The organism is Streptomyces barringtoniae (assembly GCF_020819595.1).
Taxonomy (GTDB): Bacteria; Actinomycetota; Actinomycetes; order Streptomycetales; family Streptomycetaceae; genus Streptomyces; species Streptomyces barringtoniae.
Genome location: NZ_JAJHNP010000003.1, coordinates 435,391 through 454,603, shown reverse-complemented (window position 1 = coordinate 454,603; position 19,213 = coordinate 435,391). Strand labels below are relative to the sequence as shown.

The 19,213-nt window shown below is 72.4% G+C and carries 19 protein-coding genes; 10 read left to right on the top strand and 9 right to left on the bottom strand.

What is annotated here, in order from left to right; genetic code table 11:
• Positions 1 to 5 precede the first annotated feature (5 nt).
• Positions 6 to 860, top strand: a complete 855-nt coding sequence (gene prcB, locus LMU33_RS06890) for a proteasome subunit beta (RefSeq protein WP_228618268.1) — start codon at positions 6 to 8, stop codon at positions 858 to 860.
• Between the two features lie 87 nt (positions 861 to 947).
• Here prcB and LMU33_RS06885 read toward each other — a convergent pair whose 3' ends face one another.
• From LMU33_RS06885 to LMU33_RS06870, 4 genes are read right to left on the bottom strand one after another with little or no spacing between them, the layout of a single operon-like run.
• Positions 948 to 1,613 (bottom strand): response regulator transcription factor, encoded by a 666-nt coding sequence (locus tag LMU33_RS06885; RefSeq protein WP_228618266.1) that lies wholly within the window; start codon positions 1,611 to 1,613, stop codon positions 948 to 950.
• Positions 1,567 to 2,322 (bottom strand): phosphatase PAP2 family protein, encoded by a 756-nt coding sequence (locus tag LMU33_RS06880; RefSeq protein WP_228618264.1) that lies wholly within the window; start codon positions 2,320 to 2,322, stop codon positions 1,567 to 1,569. Before LMU33_RS06880 ends, LMU33_RS06885 begins: the two co-directional genes overlap by 47 nt.
• The gene (locus tag LMU33_RS06875; RefSeq protein ID WP_228618262.1) at positions 2,319 to 2,756 is read right to left on the bottom strand and encodes a hypothetical protein; all 438 of its coding nucleotides are present in this window, start codon (positions 2,754 to 2,756) and stop codon (positions 2,319 to 2,321) included. The genes LMU33_RS06880 and LMU33_RS06875 overlap by 4 nt, the downstream gene beginning before the upstream one ends.
• Positions 2,756 to 3,415, bottom strand: coding sequence for a DedA family protein (locus tag LMU33_RS06870; RefSeq protein ID WP_228618260.1), 660 nt, complete (start codon positions 3,413 to 3,415; stop codon positions 2,756 to 2,758). The genes LMU33_RS06875 and LMU33_RS06870 overlap by 1 nt, the downstream gene beginning before the upstream one ends.
• Before the next feature lie 245 nt (positions 3,416 to 3,660).
• Here LMU33_RS06870 and efeU point away from each other — a divergent pair, with 245 nt between their 5' ends.
• From efeU to LMU33_RS06840, 6 genes are all read left to right on the top strand, one after another.
• Positions 3,661 to 5,691: an iron uptake transporter permease EfeU gene (efeU, locus tag LMU33_RS06865; RefSeq protein ID WP_228618259.1), complete on the top strand. Its 2,031-nt coding sequence runs from the start codon at positions 3,661 to 3,663 to the stop codon at positions 5,689 to 5,691.
• Between the two features lie 56 nt (positions 5,692 to 5,747).
• Positions 5,748 to 7,019, top strand: a complete 1,272-nt coding sequence (efeB, locus tag LMU33_RS06860; protein WP_228618257.1) for an iron uptake transporter deferrochelatase/peroxidase subunit — start codon at positions 5,748 to 5,750, stop codon at positions 7,017 to 7,019.
• Positions 7,020 to 7,122: 103 nt separating this feature from the next.
• Positions 7,123 to 8,280: a Nickel transporter NicT gene (gene nicT / locus LMU33_RS06855; RefSeq protein WP_228618255.1), complete on the top strand. Its 1,158-nt coding sequence runs from the start codon at positions 7,123 to 7,125 to the stop codon at positions 8,278 to 8,280.
• A gap of 69 nt (positions 8,281 to 8,349) precedes the next feature.
• Positions 8,350 to 8,826, top strand: coding sequence for a DUF5709 domain-containing protein (locus LMU33_RS06850; RefSeq protein WP_228618253.1), 477 nt, complete (start codon positions 8,350 to 8,352; stop codon positions 8,824 to 8,826).
• A 75-nt stretch (positions 8,827 to 8,901) separates the two neighbouring features.
• Entirely contained in the window at positions 8,902 to 9,111 is a 210-nt protein-coding gene (locus tag LMU33_RS06845; RefSeq protein WP_372477887.1) for a DUF5709 domain-containing protein, read from the top strand.
• A gap of 191 nt (positions 9,112 to 9,302) precedes the next feature.
• Positions 9,303 to 9,686, top strand: coding sequence for an STAS domain-containing protein (locus LMU33_RS06840; RefSeq protein WP_228618252.1), 384 nt, complete (start codon positions 9,303 to 9,305; stop codon positions 9,684 to 9,686).
• Between the two features lie 66 nt (positions 9,687 to 9,752).
• Here LMU33_RS06840 and LMU33_RS06835 read toward each other — a convergent pair whose 3' ends face one another.
• Entirely contained in the window at positions 9,753 to 10,106 is a 354-nt protein-coding gene (locus LMU33_RS06835; protein ID WP_228618250.1) for a hypothetical protein, read from the bottom strand.
• Positions 10,107 to 10,179: 73 nt separating this feature from the next.
• On the bottom strand, positions 10,180 to 10,863 hold the full coding sequence (locus LMU33_RS06830) for a TNT domain-containing protein (RefSeq protein ID WP_228618248.1): 684 nt from the start codon (positions 10,861 to 10,863) through the stop codon (positions 10,180 to 10,182).
• Positions 10,864 to 11,214: 351 nt separating this feature from the next.
• On the opposite strand from LMU33_RS06830, the gene LMU33_RS06825 reads away from it, so the two are divergent.
• Positions 11,215 to 12,351 carry a molybdopterin-dependent oxidoreductase gene (locus tag LMU33_RS06825; protein ID WP_228618246.1) on the top strand — a complete coding sequence of 379 codons (1,137 nt, stop codon included), beginning with the start codon at positions 11,215 to 11,217 and terminating at the stop codon, positions 12,349 to 12,351.
• A gap of 169 nt (positions 12,352 to 12,520) precedes the next feature.
• Here LMU33_RS06825 and LMU33_RS06820 read toward each other — a convergent pair whose 3' ends face one another.
• On the bottom strand, positions 12,521 to 12,727 hold the full coding sequence (locus tag LMU33_RS06820; protein ID WP_228618244.1) for a hypothetical protein: 207 nt from the start codon (positions 12,725 to 12,727) through the stop codon (positions 12,521 to 12,523).
• 153 nt (positions 12,728 to 12,880) lie between these two features.
• Between LMU33_RS06820 and LMU33_RS06815 the strand changes: the two genes are divergently transcribed.
• Positions 12,881 to 14,731 carry a glycoside hydrolase family 15 protein gene (locus LMU33_RS06815; RefSeq protein WP_228618242.1) on the top strand — a complete coding sequence of 617 codons (1,851 nt, stop codon included), beginning with the start codon at positions 12,881 to 12,883 and terminating at the stop codon, positions 14,729 to 14,731.
• A gap of 91 nt (positions 14,732 to 14,822) precedes the next feature.
• Positions 14,823 to 15,056 carry a hypothetical protein gene (locus tag LMU33_RS06810; protein ID WP_228618240.1) on the top strand — a complete coding sequence of 78 codons (234 nt, stop codon included), beginning with the start codon at positions 14,823 to 14,825 and terminating at the stop codon, positions 15,054 to 15,056.
• A gap of 13 nt (positions 15,057 to 15,069) precedes the next feature.
• Here LMU33_RS06810 and LMU33_RS06805 read toward each other — a convergent pair whose 3' ends face one another.
• The gene (locus tag LMU33_RS06805) at positions 15,070 to 16,389 is read right to left on the bottom strand and encodes a tetratricopeptide repeat protein (RefSeq protein ID WP_228618239.1); all 1,320 of its coding nucleotides are present in this window, start codon (positions 16,387 to 16,389) and stop codon (positions 15,070 to 15,072) included.
• A gap of 66 nt (positions 16,390 to 16,455) precedes the next feature.
• Positions 16,456 to 19,194 carry a SpoIIE family protein phosphatase gene (locus tag LMU33_RS06800; protein ID WP_228618237.1) on the bottom strand — a complete coding sequence of 913 codons (2,739 nt, stop codon included), beginning with the start codon at positions 19,192 to 19,194 and terminating at the stop codon, positions 16,456 to 16,458.
• Between the last annotated feature and the right edge of the window lie 19 nt (positions 19,195 to 19,213).

The window sequence follows — 19,213 nt, the reverse complement described above, 5'->3', positions numbered from 1 at the left end:
GCGTCATGGCGGGGAGCGACACAGCGGGGCTGCCGAGCGAGGCGTTCTTCACGCCGGGGACCTCGTCCTTCACCGAGTTCCTGGCCGTGCACCGTCCCGGGCTGCTGCCCACGGCGCCTGTGCTGCCCGCCGGGGCGCGGACTCCCGCCGACCGGTTCCCGCACGGCACCACCGTGCTCGCCCTCACCTACCGCGACGGGGTTCTGATCGCCGGAGACCGCCGGGCCACCATGGGCAACCTGATCGCCCAGCGCGACCTGGAGAAGGTGCACCCCGCCGACGACTACACGGCCGTCGCCTTCGCCGGCACCGTCGGCCTCGCCGTCGACATGGTGCGGCTCTACCAGGTCGAGCTCACGCACTTCGAGAAGATCGAGGGCATCCCCATGACCCTGGCCGGCAGGGCGACCCGGCTCGCGGCCAGGATCCGGGACAACCTCGCCCAGGCCATGCAGGGCCTCGCCGTCGTCCCACTGCTCGCGGGGTACGACCTCAGCGCGCCCGACGGCGGGTGCGGCCGCATCTTCGGCTTCGACGCGGCCGGCGGCCTCTACGAGAAGTGCGACTTCTACGCCGAGGGTTCAGGCTCCCCCTACGCCCGGGGCGCCCTGAAGAAGCTGTACCGGCCCGGCCTCGGCCGGCGCGAGGCCGTCCTCGTCGCGCTCCAGGCGCTGTACGACGCGGCGGACGAGGACTCGGCGACCGGAGGTCCCGATGTGCACCGCCGTATCTTCCCCGTCGGCTGCGTGATCACGGCGGACGGCTTCGAGCGGCTGCCGGAGCCGGAGACCGAGGAGCTCAGCCGCGAGACGGTACGCCAGCGCACGGCCCGCCCGGACGGCCCACACGCCGCGCCCTGACGGCTGTGGAGCGGGGCGCGAGCCGGACCGGGGCCGACGGGCGCCGGGGCGGGCAATGCCGGCACGAGGCCGTGTGGTGGTGCGGCCTCAGGTCAGGCGGTGGCCGATACCGCGCGCGGTGGCGATGGTCCTCTCGCTGCCCGCCGCGCGCAGCTTGCGGCGCAGCCGGGTCAGGTACTGGTCCAGCGTGTTGTCGCTGACCTGCGCCCCCTCCGGCCAGCCCGCGCGGACCAGATCGCGGCGCCGCACCAGCTCCCCGCCGGCCGCGGTGAGCGCCGCCAGCAGCCGGAACTCCGTCGGCGTGAGGTCGACGCGCCTGCCGTGCACGGTGGCGCTGTGCCGGACGGCGTCCAGCACGAGTCCGCCCGCGGCGGCGGCCGGGGCCGCGGGCGCGGTCCGGCGCAGGGCGGCGCGCAGCCGGGCGGCCAGCTCGGCGAGGTGGAACGGCTTGGGCAGATAGTCGTCCCCGCCGGCCGAGAAGCCGGACAGGCGGTCCGTGAGTCCCTGCCGGGCGGTCAGGAAGAGGACCGGGGCGAGGAAGCCGTTGGCCCGCATCGCCTGGCAGACGTCGCGGCCGTCGGCATCGGGCAGGCCGACGTCCAGTACGACGGCGGACACGTCCGGTGTCGCCAGCCGCAGGGCGGTGGCGCCGTCGCCGGCGCACACCGTGTCGAACTCCTCGTCCTGCAGACCACGCCGCAGCACGTCACGCAGGGCGTGATCGTCTTCGACGATGAGGATCCTGGGATGCATGTCTCTCCACCGGCCCGTCGGCCGCGTCGTTCGGGTGGGGTGTGCCCGGCTCCGGGGCACGGGGGACGTATCGACCGGGCAGCCACCGGGCCACCGCGCAGACGAAGACACCGAGCCAGCCGACGGCGAGCAGCCAGCCGCCGACCACGTCGGTGAACCAGTGCACGCCCAGGAAGACACGGGTCAGCCCGACCCCGGCTCCCCAGCACGCGACCAGCAGACACAACACGGTCCTGCCGCGCGGGGCACGCAGGCACAGGGCCACTGTCAGCAGGCCCGCCGTCAGCGCGGCCGTGGTGGTGTGACCGGAGGGGAAGGACCAGCCGGAGGCGTGGGTCTGCCAGTCGTACTGCGACGGCCGGGCCCTGGCGACCAGCTCCATCACGCCGTACCGCACCGCCTGGCCCGTGCCCAGGCAGACCGCGCAGAGCAGCACGGCCTCCAGCCGCTGCCGCCCGGTGCGTCCGGCGATCAGCCCGGCCAGGACCACCAGGACGTACGGCACGACCCCCGTGCCCGTGGCGGTCAGGCCGCGGGCCACCGCCACCGCGACCGGCGGTCGGTGCCCGACGGACCAGGACAGCAGGCCCTGGTCCAGGTCGAGCGGGCTGCCCTGGTCGCTCACCAGCACGGCGGCCAGCGCAGCGAACGCCATCCAGGCGCCCAGGGCCACCGTGCCCGCCCGCTCCGCGATGTTCCTGGGCTTCATGCGGTTCCCGCCACCTGCAGTGGGCGCAGCCGGGTCCCCGACAGCCGCCCCGGCCGACGGGGCGGGGCGATCGAGGCAAGGAGGCCGACGAGCGCGCCGATGCCGTGCGGATTGTCCTCACCGCCCCCTGCGGGCCGCGACACCGGAGTGCGGAAGACCGGGCCCCGGCCGGACCGGCCCGCTGCGGCCGGCGGCTTCACGGCGCTGTTCACCGTGCACAGCGCCGGCACCGCCACCGGAACGGTCGCCCCGCTCGCTCCGTCCCGGCGGGCCCGCCACCGGCCCACCCCCCTGAGCGGCGTGCACACCCCCGCGCCGTACGCCGTCCACGCGCCGACGGCGTCGTCCGCCCGGCCGGATGAGCGGCGGGCGAGGTGCACCACGTCGATGTGGGGCGGACCGTCCGCCGACGAGCCCGGCAGGGGGGACGGCATCAGCGGGCTTCCTTGGCCGCTTTGCGGGAGCGCAGCACCTCGGCCGCGAGCGGGAGGAGGGACACGGCGACGATCAGCGCGATCATCGGCAGCAGGTACTTGTCGACGTTCGGGATCGAGGAGCCCAGCGCGTATCCGCCGAGCGTGAGACCGAGGCTCCACACGAGCCCGCCGGCCACCTGCCAGAGGGTGAAGGTCCGGGCCGGGACCTCGAGGGCGCCCGCCAGCGGGTTCAGCACGGTGCGCACCACGGGGATGAAGCGGGCCAGCACGATCGCCTTCGCGTGTCCGTACCGGTCCAGGAGTTCCTCGGCACGCTGGGCGCCCTCGCGCAGCTTGGCCGAGCGGCTGCGGGCCAGCAGCGCGCCGCCCGCCTTCCGGCCGATCAGGAACCCGCACTGCGAACCGGCCAGCGCGCCGACGGCCGCCGTGACGAGCAGCGGCCCGAGCGAGAGGTGCACCCCGCTGTCGGACCTGCCCGTGCACAGCAGGCCCGCCGTGAACAGCAGGGAGTCTCCGGGCAGGAAGAATCCGATCAGCAGGCCCGTCTCCGCGAAGAGCACCACGCCGACGCCGAGCACGCCGAAGGTGGCGAGCAGCGAATGGGCGTCGAGCACGTTGACCGCGAGCTGCGACGCCAGGTGTGGGGGAGTGGCCATCGCCGTACGCCCTTTCCTTCGACTACGACTTCGACTTGGACTTCGGCTCGTCTTCGATTGCGACAAAGATCCGACTACACATTTGTAGACGGTCCACCGGACCGAAGACGAACGGAGAGTGGCGAACGTTCCCGGACTTTGCCTGCCCATTACTGCTTCGTGACCGGTCGACTACTTGGACATGGTCATGATGGTCCGCGAAGGTAAGGTATGCCTTCACTAACTAACAGGGAGGGCAGCAGGGCATGTGGGACGACGCGTTTCCGAGTTTCCTGATCGGACTCAGGGAGGGACTCGAAGCCGGACTCATCGTCTCCATCCTGGTGGCCACCCTGGTGCGGGCCGAGGCGCGCTCGCGGCTGCCCCAGGTGTGGACCGGCGTCCTGGCCGCCGTCGCCGTGGCGATGAGCTTCGGCGCGGTGCTCACCTTCACCGCCGCGTCCATGCCGCAGACCGCCCAGGAGGCGTTCGGCGGCACCCTCAGCGTGATCGCCGTCGCCTTCGTCACCGCCATGGTCTTCTGGATGCGCCGCTCGGCCCGCAGCCTCTCCGGTGAGCTGAAGGAGAAGGTGACCGGCGCCCTCGCCATGGGCTCCGGCGTGCTGGTCCTCACCTCCTTCCTCGCGGTCGGCCGTGAGGGCCTGGAGACGGCCCTGTTCCTGTGGACCACCGCACAGGCGGCCGGCGAGTCGGCCGGACCGCTGACCGGCGCCGCCATCGGCCTCGTCCTCGCGGCGGGCCTGTGCTGGGGCCTGTACCGGCGCGTGCTGAAGATCAACCTGACGAAGTTCTTCACCGCCACCGGCGCCGTTCTGATCGTCATCGCGGCCGGTGTCCTCGGCTACGGCCTGCGCGACCTCCAGGAGGGCGGCGTGCTGCCCGGGAAGACGGCCTACGCGGTCGACCTGGCGAGCAGCGTCGACGCCGGTTCCTGGTACAGCACCCTGATCCAGGGCGTCCTCAACCTCACCCCGACCATGACCTGGCTCCAGGTGGTGGCCTACGTCGGCTACCTGGCCGTCGTGATGACCCTGTTCGTGCGCGGCGTGCGGACCACGGGCCCCAAGCCGACGAAGGAACGCCCCGAGCACGAGCCGAAGGCCGGCCGGCCCGAGCGGCGGCGGCCGGTCTGGGTGGTGCCCGCCGCCGTCGTCGCCGTACCCGCCGTGATCGCCGGACTCGTCGTCGCCCTCTCCCGGCCCAAGCCCGCCGGTGACCAGACCGTCGCCGTCTCCGAGACCGAGTGCGGCAAGGGCTTCACCGCGCCCAAGCCGGGCCGGCAGACCTTCCAGATGCAGAACACCGGCGGCAAGACCTCCGAGGTGTACCTCATCGACCCGTCGACCAGCGCGGTCTACGGCGAGATCGAGGGCCTCGCCCCCGGCACCACCCGCGACCTCGTCGCCACCGTCTCCGGCGGCACCTACGCCTGGCGCTGCGTCCCCACCGGCGGCAGGGCCGTCACCTCCAAGCCGGTCACCGTGAGCGGCGGCGGCGCGGCGAAGCCGGTCGTCCCGGTCTCCGAACAGGACCTCGCCGCACCCCTGAAGGCGTACAAGACGTACGTCGAGCAGGGGCTGGACACCCTCGTCACCCAGACCCGCACCCTGGACGACGACATCGAGCACGGCCACCTCGACAAGGCCCGCACCGACTGGCTCACCGCCCACCGCAGCTACGCCTCCCTCGGCGCCGCCTACGGCACCTTCGAGGACTACGACAAGAAGATCGACGGCCGCGCCGACGGACTTCCCGACGGCGAGCGGGACAAGGGCTTCACCGGCTTCCTCCGCCTCGAGTACGGCCTGTGGCACGGCCAGTCCGCCAAGGACCTGACCGGCCCCGCCCGGCAGCTCGCCGCCGACGCCGCCGGGCTGCGGACGGCCTTCCCGAGCCAGGACTTCGACCCCGGCGACCTGCCGCTGCGCGCCCACGAGATCCTGGAGAACACGCTCCAGTTCGAGCTGACCGGCGACACCGACGAGGGCAGCGGCACGTGCCTCGCCACCGCCGACGCCAACCTCGCCGGCACCCGCGAGCTGCTCACCGTCCTCGAGCCGCTGCTCACCAGCCGCGCCCCGAAGCTGCTGCCGACGGTCGACGCCGACATCGCCCGCGTGCAGAAACTCCTGGACGCGGCCCACGACGGCACCCACTGGACCCCCGTCGACCAGCTCGCCGCGACCGACCGGCAGCGGCTGAACGGCGCCACAGGGCAGCTGCTGGAAGACCTCGCGCCGATCCCGGACCTGCTCGAGATCCGGAAGTCCGCCTGATGACCGAAGCCTGCCCGATGATGTCCGCGCACCCGCACCCCGAAGGGAACCCTGCGATGTCCACTGCCGAACCGTCGGCCTGCCCGGTCGGCCCCGCCCGCCGCTCCTTCGTGCGGACCGCGCTGGGCGCCGGTGCCGCCGGAGCGGTCCTGGCCGGCGGCGGCTTCGCCCTCGGCGAGAGCGGCGGCACCGCGCAGGCCCGGTCGGCGAACGCCGACGGCACCGCCAAGGTCCCCTTCCACGGCGCCCACCAGGCCGGCATCGTCACCCCGGCACCGGCCGCCGCCACCTTCGTCTCCCTGGACGTCATCGCGGACGACCGCAAGGGCCTGACCGACCTGCTGAAGACCATCACCGAGCGGGCCCGCTTCCTCACCTCCGGCGGCACCCCCACCGACCTGGGCGTCGGCGCCCCGCCCTCGGACAGCGGCATCCTCGGCCCCGAGGTCCCCTCCGACGGCCTCACCGTCACCGTCGGTGTCGGCGCCTCCCTCTTCGACGAGCGCTACGGCCTCGCCAAGGCAAGGCCCGCCAGGCTCACCCCGATGCGGACCTTCCCCAACGACAACCTGAACGCGGCCGAGTGCCACGGCGACCTGTCCCTGCAGATCTGCGCCCAGAGCACGGACACCGTGCTCCACGCCCTGCGCGACATAGCCCGGCACACCCGCGGCGCCATGCAGATCAAGTGGCGCATCGACGGCTTCCAGAACGCCCCGCGTCCCACCGGCGCCCAGCGCAACCTGCTCGGCTTCAAGGACGGCATCGCCAACCCGGACGTCACCTCCGCGCGCGAGACGAACAAGCTGATCTGGGTCGGCGACGGCCAGGGCGAGCCCGCCTGGACCACGGGCGGCAGCTACCAGGTCATCCGGATCATCCGGATGCTGGTCGAGTTCTGGGACCGGGTCTCGCTCACCGAGCAGGAGAAGATGTTCGGCCGCCGCAAGGACACCGGCGCCCCGCTCGACGGCGCGAAGGAGACCGACATCCCCCAGTACGCCAAGGACCCGCACGGCACCGCGATCCCGCTCGACGCCCACATCCGCCTCGCCAACCCGCGCAAGGCCTCGACCGACAGCTCCCGCATCCTGCGCCGCGGCTACAACTACGACCGGGGCGTGGACAACGTCGGCAACCTCGACATGGGCCTGGTCTTCTGCTGCTACAACCAGGACGTCAAGCGCCAGTTCGAGGCCGTGCAGACCCGGCTGATCGACGAGCCCCTGGTGGACTACATCTCCCCGACGGGCGGCGGCTACTTCTTCGCCCTGCCCGGCGTACGGGACGCCGAGGACTGGCTGGGCCGGGGCATGCTGTCGGCGTAGCACCCCCTGCGGTCGCTATTGCACATCAGTTGCAGGTGCGGAATGATGGCGCACGGTTGCGCAGCGCAGCCGTTCCCGCACAGCGATAGGAAAGACCCTCCCGATGACGGCCGCCCCTGGTTCCGCTCCGTCCCTCCCCGTCCAGGCCGACGCCAAGCGCTCGGCCTGGCAGCGTGTCCGCCGCTCCATGACGCGGCAGGAGTGGACCAGGGTCGGTTCGATGGCCGCCTTCGTGCTCGCCCTGCACATCATCGGCTGGGGCACCCTGGTCGGGATCATCGCGCCGCAGCACTTCAGCGTCGGCACCCAGTCCTTCGGCATCGGCATCGGCGTCACCGCCTACACCCTCGGCATGCGGCACGCCTTCGACGCCGACCACATTGCGGCGATCGACAACACCACCCGCAAGCTCATGGGGCAGGGACAGCGCCCGCTGTCGGTGGGCTTCTGGTTCTCCCTCGGCCACTCCAGCATCGTCTTCGGCCTCTCCCTGCTGCTCTCGCTCGGCATGAAGACCCTCGCCGGACCGGTCCGCGACGACAACTCACACCTGCACGAGGTGACCGGCCTGATCGGTACGACGGTCTCCGGCACCTTCCTCTACCTGATCGCCGGCATCAACCTCGTCATCCTCGCCGGTATCTGGAAGGTCTTCCGGCAGATGCGCTCCGGCGCCTACGACGAGGCCGCGCTGGAGACGCAGCTGAACAACCGCGGCTTCATGAACCGCCTGCTGGGCCGGGTCACCGGCTCGATCAGCAAGCCGTGGCAGATGTACCCGCTGGGCCTGCTGTTCGGCCTCGGCTTCGACACCGCGACGGAGATCGCCCTGCTGGTCCTCGCCGGCTCCGGCGCCGCCTCCGGCCTGCCCTGGTACGCGATCCTCTGCCTGCCCGTCCTCTTCGCGGCCGGCATGTCCCTGCTGGACACCATCGACGGCTCGTTCATGAACTTCGCCTACGAGTGGGCGTTCTCCAAGCCGGTCCGCAAGGTCTACTACAACCTCACCATCACCGGTCTGTCCGTCGCCGTCGCCCTCATCATCGGCACCGTCGAACTCCTCGGCCTCCTCGCCGACAAGCTCGGCCTGCACGGCGCCTTCTGGGACTGGATCTCCGGCCTCGACCTCAACACCGTCGGCTTCGTGATCGTCGGCCTGTTCTTCGCCACCTGGGCGATCGCCCTGCTGGTGTGGAAGGCGGGCCGCATCGAGGAGAAGTGGACGCAGAGCCTCGCCCCGGCGGAGCAGTCGGGGTCCTGACCGGGGTTAGCCGCCCGCCTGGCGGGAAACGCGGACCGGGACCGCCCGCGAGCCCAGAGGGAGGCGACCATGAGCGACCCGCAGTCGGAGCAGACCCCGATGGCGGACGACGCCTACCAGCCCACCGGAACCAACGAGGAACAAGCGGACGCCGGCCCCCTGGACCTCCAGGACGCGGTCGACGAGCGCACCTACGACGACGTCCTCGACGAGGGCTACTCCCCGCCCGAACGCCCCCTCGCCGTCACCAAGAAGGGCACCACCGCCGCCGAGCAGCGCGCGGGGGAGACCCTGGACGAGCGGCTCGGCCAGGAGGTGGCGGACGTGAGCGCACCACCGGGCGACGACATCGGCGACCTGCCCGGCGGCGAGGGCGAGCCCCTCGACCCCGAGGCGGGCGGGCCCCGAGCCGGCCGCCTGGTGGCCCCGGACGAGGGCGCGCACCCGGACACCACGAAGGAGGAGGTCGCGCGGGACGTGGGCGTGGACGGGGGAGCGGCGGGCGCGGAGGAGGCAGCGGTGCACGTGGTGGAGGAGGAGACCTGAGCCTGCCGGCCGAGAGGCATCGCCGGTGCCGCCGCCCCCTGGAAGGAGACGGCGGCGTCGAGCGGTGCGGCGGGCGTGGGCCGACCGGCCCAGTGTGGGCCCGGCGGCGAGGGCGAGCCCCTCGACCCCGAGGCGGGCGGGCCCCGAGCCGGCCGCCTGGTGGCCCCGGACGAGGGCGTGCACCCGGACACCTCGAAGGAGGAGGTCGCGCGGGACGTGGGCGTGGACGGGGGAGCGGCGGGCGCGGAGGAGGCAGCGGTGCACGTGGTGGAGGAGGAGACCTGAGCCTGCCGGCCGAGAGGCATCGCCGGTGCCGCCGCCCCCTGGAAGGAGACGGCGGCGTCGAGCGGTGCGGCGGGCGTGGGCCGACCGGCCCAGTATTAGGGGACATGTGGCGTCCCATGGGGGCCGAGTGCCCCTATCCACGCCCTCACGGGCAGATGACGCTGCCCGTGGGGGGTGATGGGAGGTGCGCCATGGGCAGCGAGGACCGTTGGGGAGAGGGAGAGACGGAGCTGAGGGTGTCTCTGGGCCGCCTCGACGGCTGGACGGTCGCCAGCCTGGCAGGCCCGATCGACATCCTGACCGCGCCGCGACTGCGCGCGCATCTCGAAGACCTCGTGGCAGACCATGGCGGGCTGCCCCAAGTGATCATCGACCTCGGTGGCGTCACCTTCTGTGACGCACGCGGGCTGAGTGCGCTCGTCGGCGCCCACCACACGGCCGCCCGACGCGGCGGCACGGTGCGCCTGGTCGTCCCCCCGGGGCGCGTGCGCAGAGTCCTGCGCATCGCAAACCCCACCCATGACCTCAAGGTGCACGACACGGTGAGCGACGCGACCGCGGTCGACCCGGTCTGAGGCCACGGCGGGGCCCGTTGCGCCGTCTTCGAGGGATCACCATGCCGCTGACCGGGTTACGCCAGGTCAGGCATCGTCAGCCGTTCCACGGTGCCGATGGAAGTCCGCCCACGCCTGCCGCTGGATCTCGTCGGCGTCCGCCAGGAGCTCCTCCAGGGGTTCTGCGGCCCCCGAAGGCCGGGAGGACACCCGCACGAGCGTGTCGTAGAGGTACTCACAGGCTTCGGCCTCCGTGTCGAAACGCCGTATGTCGCTGTCCTGGGAGCGTTGGCGCAGGCCGACGGTCCAGGCGCCCGCCTCACGGCGCAGGAAGTAGTAGGCGTCCAGTTGGACCGGCACATCGTGGACACCGGCGATCTCGTAGAACGCCTCGGGAACACCCGCCCCGCGGAGTCTTCCGGCGAGTTCCGCGCTGTCCAAGGGATCCGTCCTTCCGCCTGCTCCGGAGGTGGCCCGGCCTGACAGGTCCGGGGCCACCCCGGGCGTCGTCTCGTCAGGTGGGGATTTCCTCCAGCTTGTGTTCGGTGGCGAGCTGGGGGATCTTCTCGCGCGTCTTGTACTGGAGGCCAAGGCCGGGCTGGCCGAACCAGGGACGGATCGGGCCGGCATCGACGGTGAACGGCTTGACGACCCGGTACAGGTGGTAGCTGAACGGACAGTACTCGACGTACTGGTCGAGATTGCTCGGCGGGATCGCGCGCTTGGCGTAGGGCGTGCCCGCCGGGGCGAGGAAGCTGCCGAGACCGCTGCCGAAGAGGTCGACCAGCTGGCCCTTGCGGAGTGTCACAGGGTGCTCGACCGGCTTGCCGTTCTTCAGCACGAAGCCGTCGTTGTCCGGGAACCACCAGCCCGGCTTCTCCGTCGCGGTGCCGGTCTGCCAGTAGCACGCGAGGAACCGGTTGGCGGAGGTGTGGTCCGTGCGTTGATATCCCTTCAGCATCTTGCCGAGAGGCCCCGTCCGGGGCAGGGACTTGGGTCCCAGCCGCCAGTCGTTGCGGTAGTAGGGCGTGTACTGCTTTGGCGGTTCGAAGCCGGGCACGCGGGTGCGGTGCGTGGTCGGGCAGGGAGCCTTGTTCCCCGCACGGGGGTGGTCGGCGTGCGCCGTGGCCGGGGAGGTGCCGATCAGCAGGAGGAGCGATGCGAGGGCGCTCCTCACGAAGGCGCGCGGTACGCGCATTCGAAGTCCCTTCTCTTCTGGCGCCAGCCGGGCGCCGTGTGAGCGGCGGGCCGCCGGCCTGGGCGGCCACCTGCCCGCCTCGTCGTGACGGGACTCATTTCAGGCGGGGCATATGCGCGAGGGACGGAGGCTTCGCAGATAGTCACCCAATCCGATGAGCGCAATTCCTCGGACAGCCGAAGACCCGAGGCGAGGGCTCGATCCGTTCGCTGCGGCCGCACGCAGCGGCATGGGTGAACGCGTACGTCCGGACCGGGACGCGTCGGCGCCGAAATCACCGGAACGGCACGGGAGTTACCGCCGGTGCCCGCTCTTGTCGCCGCGCCGGAGCCCCTGGAGGACAATGACGCCATGGGCCAGCGACCCGGCGACGTCAGCGCCCCCGCCCGGCTGGCCGGTCCCGGCGAGGGCATCGGCGCGGACGAACTCGCGCTCGCCGCCCGCAACCACGGTCTGCCCCTGGAGGCACTGCGGCACGACGTCACCCCGCCCGGACTGCACTACGTCCTCACGCACTACGACATCCCCTACGTGCCGGACGTCGGTGCCTGGCGGCTGACCGTCGACGGCCGGGTGCGCACCCCGCTCGACCTGTCGCTCGCCGATCTGCTGTCGTTCGCGCAGGTCACCACCCGGGTGACCCTGGAGTGCGCGGGCAACGGCCGGGCCCTGCTCACACCCCGGCCGGTCAGCCAGCCCTGGCTGGTGGAGGCGGTCGGCACCGCCGACTGGACCGGAGTGCCGCTCAGGCTGCTGCTCGCCGAGGCGGGCGCGGACCCGGCGGCCGCCGACGTCGTCTTCACCGGCGCCGATCACGGTGTCGAGCGCGGTGTCGAGCAGGACTACCAGCGCGCCCTGTCCCTGGCCGTGGCCACCGGCGACGACCCCGAGGTGCTGGTCGCCACCGCCATGAACGGCGCGCCGCTGCCGCCGCAGCACGGCCGGCCGCTGCGGCTGATCGTGCCCGGCTGGTACGGCATGGCCCAGGTGAAGTGGCTGCGCTCGGTCACGGTGAGCGACGTGCCGTTCACGGGCTTCCAGCAGTCGGTCGCCTATCGGATCCGGCGCAGCGCCGACGAACCGGGCGAGCCGGTCACGAGGATCGCGCCGCGCGCACTGCTGGTCCCGCCGGGGTTTCCCGACTTCATGTCCCGGACGCGGGTGGTGCGGCCGGGGCCGGTGAGGCTCTTCGGCCGTGCCTGGTCCGGGCGGGCGCCCGTCTCCTCGGTGGAGGTCAGCGTCGACCGCGGCGCGAGCTGGGAGGCGGCTGTTCTCGACCCGGTCGTGGACGCGCACCGGTGGGCCTGGCGGTCCTGGCACCACGCCTGGTCCGCCACGCCTGGGGAGCATGCGGTGGGTGCGCGAGCGACCGACGCCGGCGGTTTCACCCAGCCCCTTGAGCAGCACTGGAACCGAGGTGGCCTTGCCAACAACGCCGTGCGCTGGGTGCGGGTGGTGTGTGTGGCCGACGACGCCACCGTGCCGTAGACGTCGCGTGCCGTAGACGTCACCGTGCCGTAGGGGTTCGTGCGGGCGCGGGTCGTGCGTGGTCGCTCGCGCCCGCGGCGGAGCCGCATGTCGAATACGGCCCCGCGCCCCTTGAGGTCGGCTGACGTGCCCCCGTTGACAATGAGCCTGCTGGTTTCCCCGGACTGCCCTACGGCATCAGCCTCTCGATGGCTGTCGGGCCCTCCTTCTCCATCTTGCGGCGTGCCCACTCGAGGTTCTTCGGTGTGACGTCCCTGCCCGCCGCCATCACCAGGTCCTCCGGGGTGACATCCCTGGAGGGTGCGGAGTGGAGCAGGGCGTCCGGGGTGCAGTGGTCGTCGGACGACCGGGACTCGTCGGGTGTGATCGTCGACATGATGCCTCCTCCTCGGTCCGGATGACCGCATCCGTGCCGGTGCCGCCGAACGGGGCACACTCTCACCATTCCTCGCAGCGCCTTCCCACGCCACCGGAGAGCACTCGCTCCTAAGCTGGAAAACATCTCGCACCGCTCACCGGGAGGCCGCAGATGGCCGAGACCCCGTTTCCCGAGGACGTCCACCCCCGCCCGCGCTATCTGCCCATCGCCGAGCACGGACTCATCGGCGACCTGCGCAGCGTGGCCCTGGTCGGCACGAACGGCACGATCGACTGGTACTGCACGCCGTCCTTCGACGCCCCCAGTGTCTTCGCGGCCCTCCTCGACGCCGAGCGCGGCGGCCGTTTCGAGCTGGCCGCCGCCGTACCCGCGCGCGCCAAGCAGTTCTACTTCCCCGACACCAACGTACTGATCACCCGGTTCTTCACCGACGACGGCGTCGGCGAGGTGCAGGACTTCATGCCGGTCACCTCCGACAGCGCGGCCGGCGCGGGCGAGGCGGGCCGGCACCGGCTGATCCGGCGCGTGGTCTGCGTCCGCGGCACCGTCCCCTTCCGGGTGCTGGTGGCCCCCCGGTTCGACTACGGCGCGGCCCCGCACACCCTGAGCACCATGGGCGGCACCGTCGTCTTCGAGTCCGCGGAGCGGTCCCTGGCGCTGATCTCCACGGTCGACCTGGAGTGCGACGACCGGGATGCGCGCGCCGACTTCAAGCTCGGCGAGGGCGAGTCGGCGGTGTTCGCCCTCGACCAGGTCGGCGACGAGGTGATCCCCCGCGGCTGCGCCCACGCCGAGGCCGAGCACCAGTTCAACGCCACGGTCGCCTACTGGCGGCGCTGGCTGCACCAGTCCCGCTACCGGGGCCGCTGGCGCGAGATGGTGCACCGCTCCGCACTGACCCTGAAGCTGCTCTGCTACGCGCCCACCGGCGCCATCGTCGCCGCCCCCACGACCAGCCTGCCCGAGCAGCTCGGCGGCGAGCGCAACTGGGACTACCGGTACGTGTGGGTGCGGGACGCCGCCTTCGCCGTGTACGCGCTGCTGCGGCTCGGCTTCGCCGGGGAGGCGGAGGCGTTCATGCGCTTCCTGACCACGCACGTCAGCCCCTGCGACACCGGCGGTTCCGCGCCGCCCCTGCAGATCATGTACGGCATCGACGGCCGCCCCGACCTGCCCGAGCGCGAGCTGCCGCACCTGGAGGGCCATCTGGGCTCCGCCCCGGTCCGGGTCGGCAACGCCGCCGCGGACCAGCTCCAGCTGGACATATACGGGGCCCTGATCGACTCCATCTACCTCTACGACAAATGGGCGCAGCCGATCTCCAGCTGCCAGTGGGACGACGTGTGCAAGCTGGTCGACTGGGTGTGCGCGCACTGGGACCAGCCCGACGAGGGCGTGTGGGAGACCCGCGGCGGCCGCAAGAACTTCACGTACTCGCGGCTGATGTGCTGGGTGGCCATCGAGCGGGCCATCCGTCTCGCCAACCACCGCGGCCTGCCCGCCGACCTGCCCCGCTGGCGGCAGGCCCGCGACACGATCTACCGGCGGATCATGGACCGCAGCTGGTCCGAGCGCCGGTGCGCCTTCGTGCAGCACGAGGGCGGCGACGTGCTGGACGCCTCGCTGCTGATGATGCCGCTCGCCAAGTTCATCGCGCCCACCGACCCCAAGTGGCTGTCCACCCTGGACGCCCTCACCGAGGACCTGGTCTCCGACTCCCTCGTCTACCGCTACGACCCGCAGGCCAGCCCCGACGGACTGCGCGGCGACGAGGGCACCTTCTCCATCTGCTCCTTCTGGTACGTCGAGGCGCTGGTGCGGGCCGGCCGGCTCGACGAGGCCCGGCTGGCCTTCGAGAAGATGCTCACCTACGCCAACCACCTCGGCCTGTACGCGGAGGAGATCGGCCGTACCGGGGAGCAACAGGGGAACTTCCCGCAGGCGTTCACACACCTGTCCCTGATCAGCGCCGCGTTCAACCTCGACCGCGCCCTCGGCTGACCACCGGGGCGGTGTGTCCCCAGGTCGTACGGGTACCCGGGAGTCTCCGAAAGGAGAACGACGCAGGGGCGACAGAAGGAGGAGACCCCGTATGACCAGCTCCAGTGAGACAGGTGGCATCACCGGTACCCGCGACAAGAACTACGACCTCATCTGGTACGTCGAGGCGTGCCTGGACAACGCCCTGCGCCTGGAGACGTACATCCAGGACGCCGAACGCGACAACGACCGCGAGCTCATGGACCTGTTCCACAAGGCTCAGTCCGACAGCCGCAAGGGCGCCGAGATGGGCAAGCAGCTGCTGCGCGATCGGCTGAGCGCCTGATCGCCTCCTCCGCTCAGGCGAACCGGGAACTCGGGACGGGCCCGGCGGAGCGTACGCGCGCCCGGTCGCCGCGCAGCCAGGTGCCCTGCACGGCACCGGCGAACGCGGCGAACCGGGTGTCGTCGTCCCCCGGGCCCTCGCCGTCCCCCGGATCGGCGGCCGGGTCGGCTGCGGTCACCTCGGCGGCGATCTCCGCCTCCGGGCGGTCGTCCGCCGGGTCCCGTCCGATACTGCCGTCCGCGCCCTGGCGCAGTCGCTCGCCCCAGGGCGGCACCACCGACTGGTGCAGCAGCCCCACGCTGTCCGCGGTGATCGCGGGCGGGTCCGTCCAGCAGCACGCGTGTGCGTGCAGCACCTGCCCGGGCACGCGCTCGAAGAGCTGCCCGACGATCTCCGGGCCGCCGTCGTGCGCCGCCAGGCCGTCGAGGTCGTAGGCGACGACGACCGTGTCCGTGCGGCCGGGCACGAACGGCTCGGCGGGCAGGTCCAGCACCTCGGCCGCGGCGAGGCCGAGGATCCGCGAGTCCCGGTCGGGCAGCAGCGACACCGAGCCGGGCCGCAGCTCGGCGGCCTCCAGCAGGGCGCGCAGCCGCAGCAGCCCGCGCAGACAGCCGCCGGGAGTGTCCTGCAGCCAGGCGTAGCGGCCGTGCATGCCCGCGCCGAAGCCGTACGGCGACAGGGTGCCGAGGACCGTGCCGGCGATCACGTACTGCCAGCCGCGCAGATCGGTCAGGTCGAGCGAGGACACCCGCTCGGCGTCGGCCGCCCGCTCCAGTACCCGGTTCTGCCGGTCCCGCGCCGGCTGCCACTGCGCGTCCTCGGGGTCGGACAGCAGCGCGTGCTGGCGCCGGGCCAGTTCCAGGTCGCCCGCCAGGACGGCGTTGAACACCAGCAGATAGCGGTCCGGCCAGTCCTTGAACGACCCTTCGTGCCGGGCGAGTTCGGTTACGGCCTCGCGATGCCGGCCCTCGTCCTCGTACGCCGACACCAGCTCCCGCAGCGCGAGCAGTGAACCGTCGCTGCGCCGCAGCGCCTCGCGGAGCGCGGGAACCGCCAGGTAGGACACGCCTCGTTCGATGCAGGCGTACCCGAAGTCGTAGAGGACCTTGGCGCGTTCGGGGTCGGCGGCCAGGGCCGTGGCGGCCTGCGTGAGGTCGTCGAAGCCCGCCGCGGCGGCGGCCCGCCGCACCACCAGGGCCACCTCCGAGAGCGGCTGGGTCTCGCCGGCCGCCCGCAACTGCCGCAGCGCACCGGGCACATCCCCGGAATCCAGGCACCCCCAGGCCTCGAGGAGCTCGGGGGACTTCGGGCGGCGACTTCTGCGCGAGAACATGCCGGAGATCATCACCCGCCCGATGACGTGTTCTCAACACAATTCCCGCGCAATGCCCGCAGAGGACTACGGAAGCGGCTGCTCCGCCCAGATGATCTTGCCGTTGTGGGTGTACCGGGTGCCCCAGCGCTCGGCGAGCTGCGCGACGAGGAACAGACCCCGGCCGCCCTCGTCGGTGGTCGCCGCGTACCGCAGATGCGGCGAGGTCGTGCTGCGGTCGGACACCTCGCAGATCAGTGTGCGGTCGCGCAGCAGCCGTACCCCGATCGGGCCGCGTCCGTAGCGGATGGCGTTGGTGACCAGCTCACTCAGGATCAGCTCCGTCGCGAAGTCCAGGTCCTCCAGGGCCCAGTCGGTGAGCTTCCGGGTCACCGCGGACCGCACCTCGGAGACCGCCGCCGGGTCGGACGGCACCTGCCACTCGGCGACCCGGTCGGGGCCCAGCACCCGGGTCCGGGCGACGATCAGCGCCACGTCGTCGTTCGGCCGGGCCGGCAGCCGGTCCAGCACCGCACGGCAGGTCTCCTCCGGCGAGCCGCCCGGCGTGTCGCGCAGCGCGTCGCTCAGCAGGGCGAGACCGACGTCGATGTCCCGTTCCCGGTCCTCCACGAGACCGTCCGTGTACAGCGCCAGCCGGCTGCCCTCCGCCAGCTCCAGCTCGGCCGTCTCGAACGGCAGCCCGCCCAGACCCAGCGGCGGCCCGGCCGGCACCTCCGGGAACTCCACCCGGCCGTCGGGGTCCACCAACGCGGGCGGCGGATGACCGGCCCGGGCCACGCTGCAGCGCCGCGACACCGGGTCGTACACCGCGTACAGACAGGTCGCCCCGGCGATCGCCGCGGAGCCGTCCGCGGCGGTCTCATCCTGGTCGATCCGGCCCACCAACTCGTCCAGCAGACTGAGGAGTTCGTCGGGCGGCAGATCCAACGCGGAGAAGTTGTGCACCGCCGTGCGCAGCCGGCCCATGGTGGCCGCCGCGTGCAGCCCGTGCCCCACCACGTCCCCCACCACCAGCGCCACCCTGGCACCGGACAGCGGCAGCACGTCGAACCAGTCGCCGCCCACCCCGGACTGCGCCGGCAGATAGCGGTAGGCGATGTCCAGCGCGCCCTGCTCCGGCAGCGAACGCGGCAGCAGACTGCGCTGGAGCGTCACCGCCATGCTGTGCTCGCGCGTGTACCGGCGGGCGTTGTCGATGGACACCGCCGCCCGCGCCACCAGCTCCTCGGCGAGCGCCAGTTCCTCGGAGTCGAACGGCTGCGGCTTCTCCGAACGCCAGAAGTTCGCCACGCCCAGCACCAGGCTGCCCGCTCGGAGCGGCACGGTGATCAGCGAGTGGATGCCGTACGCCAGGACCTGGCCGGTGCGCTCCGGGTTCTGCGCGCGCCAGCCGGGCGCTTCGCGCAGGACGGGCTCCAGGACCGACTGCCCCGTGGTCAGGCTGCGCGCCTGCGGCGAGGTGGCCACGAACCGGATCCGCTCACCGACCGGGTACAGGGGTGCGTTCTTGCGGATGCCTGCGCAGGCGGCGCGGCGCAGCGCCGTGCCCGGCCTCGGCTCCTCGCCGTGCAGGACCGCGTCGAACAGGTCGACCGTCGCGAAGTCCGCGAACCGGGGCACCGCCAGCTCGGCCAGCTCCTCTGCGGTACGGCTCACGTCCAGGCTGGTGCCGATGCCCACCCCGGCGTCGTACAGCATGTTCAGCCGCTCACGCGCCACCTCGGCCCGGCCGGACAGCGCGCGCAGCTCGGTGGAGTCGCGCAGCGTGGTGACACTGCCGGCCGGGCCGCCGCGGACGTCGGTGGGGCGCTGGTTGATGGCCAGCAGCCGGTCCTTGACCAGGTGCACCTCGTCCGTGGCCACCCGGCCCGAGGCCAGCAGCCCGGCCGTCTCCTTGTCCAGGCCCAGCTCCAGCACGCTGCGCCGCTCGGCGTCCTCGGGCAGGTCCAGCAGCCGGTGCGCCTCGTCGTTGGCGAGCAGCAGCCGGCCGCCGCCGCCGACGATCAGCACGCCCTCCCGGACCGCGTGCAGCACCGCGTCGTGGTGCTCGTACATCCGCGTCATCTCGTACGGGCCCAGGCCGTGGGTCTGGCGCAGCAGCCGTCTGCTCACCAGGGCCGTTCCCGCGGTGGCCAGCGCGAGCGCCGCCGCTGCCGCCGCGAGCAGGAGGGGCAGCTGCTGGTTGGCGGCCCCGCCCACGTGCGCGGTGGTGATCCCGGCCGACACCAGGCCCACCACCTTGCCGGAGACGTCCTTCACCGGCACCACGACCTGCACCAGTGGCCCTATGGTGCCGTTGACGTGCTCGACGACCGTGCCGCCGGCCACCGCCGGGGCGATGGTGCCGACGAACTTCTTGCCGATACGGTCGGGTTTGGGGTGCGTGTAGCGGATGCCGTCGGTGTTCATCACGACGACGAAGTCCACGCCGGTCGCCTTGCGCGTGGCCTCGGCCCTCGGCTGGAGGATGGCCGTCGGGTGCGCGGAACGCAGCGCGGCCGCCGTGCCCGGCGCGTTCGCGAACGACTGGGCGACGGAGAGGGAACGGTTCTGTGCCTCCACGTCGGTGTCGCGCCGCACCTGGAGCACCTGCGCCACCACCGCAGCGACGATCAGCAGCAGCACGATCACCACTTGGAGCACGAACACCTGTCCGGCGACACTGCGCCCGGTCACCGCCGACCGCAGCGCCCCGGGCGCGCCGCCGTTCCCGCCCGAGCCCTGCGGCTGGGGGCCCTCCGAGGCGCGCGGGGACGCGGAAGGACGGGGCGGCCGAGTCGCGCTCCGGCCGGACAGTCGCACCATGTGCCCATGTCTACACTGC

Bases quoted from the DNA above. Each gene is read 5' to 3' on its own strand.
- LMU33_RS06880 (WP_228618264.1), bottom strand. From the start codon at position 2,322: ATGAAGCCCAGGAACATCGCGGAGCGGGCGGGCACGGTGGCCCTGGGC.
- LMU33_RS06820 (WP_228618244.1), bottom strand. From the start codon at position 12,727: ATGTCGACGATCACACCCGACGAGTCCCGGTCGTCCGACGACCACTGC.
- LMU33_RS06875 (WP_228618262.1), bottom strand. From the start codon at position 2,756: ATGCCGTCCCCCCTGCCGGGCTCGTCGGCGGACGGTCCGCCCCACATC.
- efeU (WP_228618259.1), top strand. From the start codon at position 3,661: ATGTGGGACGACGCGTTTCCGAGTTTCCTGATCGGACTCAGGGAGGGA.
- LMU33_RS06815 (WP_228618242.1), top strand. From the start codon at position 12,881: ATGGCCGAGACCCCGTTTCCCGAGGACGTCCACCCCCGCCCGCGCTAT.
- nicT (WP_228618255.1), top strand. From the start codon at position 7,123: ATGACGGCCGCCCCTGGTTCCGCTCCGTCCCTCCCCGTCCAGGCCGAC.
- LMU33_RS06805 (WP_228618239.1), bottom strand. From the start codon at position 16,389: ATGTTCTCGCGCAGAAGTCGCCGCCCGAAGTCCCCCGAGCTCCTCGAG.
- LMU33_RS06825 (WP_228618246.1), top strand. From the start codon at position 11,215: ATGGGCCAGCGACCCGGCGACGTCAGCGCCCCCGCCCGGCTGGCCGGT.
- prcB (WP_228618268.1), top strand. From the start codon at position 6: ATGGCGGGGAGCGACACAGCGGGGCTGCCGAGCGAGGCGTTCTTCACG.
- LMU33_RS06840 (WP_228618252.1), top strand. From the start codon at position 9,303: ATGGGCAGCGAGGACCGTTGGGGAGAGGGAGAGACGGAGCTGAGGGTG.
- LMU33_RS06870 (WP_228618260.1), bottom strand. From the start codon at position 3,415: ATGGCCACTCCCCCACACCTGGCGTCGCAGCTCGCGGTCAACGTGCTC.
- LMU33_RS06810 (WP_228618240.1), top strand. From the start codon at position 14,823: ATGACCAGCTCCAGTGAGACAGGTGGCATCACCGGTACCCGCGACAAG.
- LMU33_RS06830 (WP_228618248.1), bottom strand. From the start codon at position 10,863: ATGCGCGTACCGCGCGCCTTCGTGAGGAGCGCCCTCGCATCGCTCCTC.
- LMU33_RS06885 (WP_228618266.1), bottom strand. From the start codon at position 1,613: ATGCATCCCAGGATCCTCATCGTCGAAGACGATCACGCCCTGCGTGAC.
- efeB (WP_228618257.1), top strand. From the start codon at position 5,748: ATGTCCACTGCCGAACCGTCGGCCTGCCCGGTCGGCCCCGCCCGCCGC.
- LMU33_RS06850 (WP_228618253.1), top strand. From the start codon at position 8,350: ATGAGCGACCCGCAGTCGGAGCAGACCCCGATGGCGGACGACGCCTAC.
- LMU33_RS06800 (WP_228618237.1), bottom strand. From the start codon at position 19,194: ATGGTGCGACTGTCCGGCCGGAGCGCGACTCGGCCGCCCCGTCCTTCC.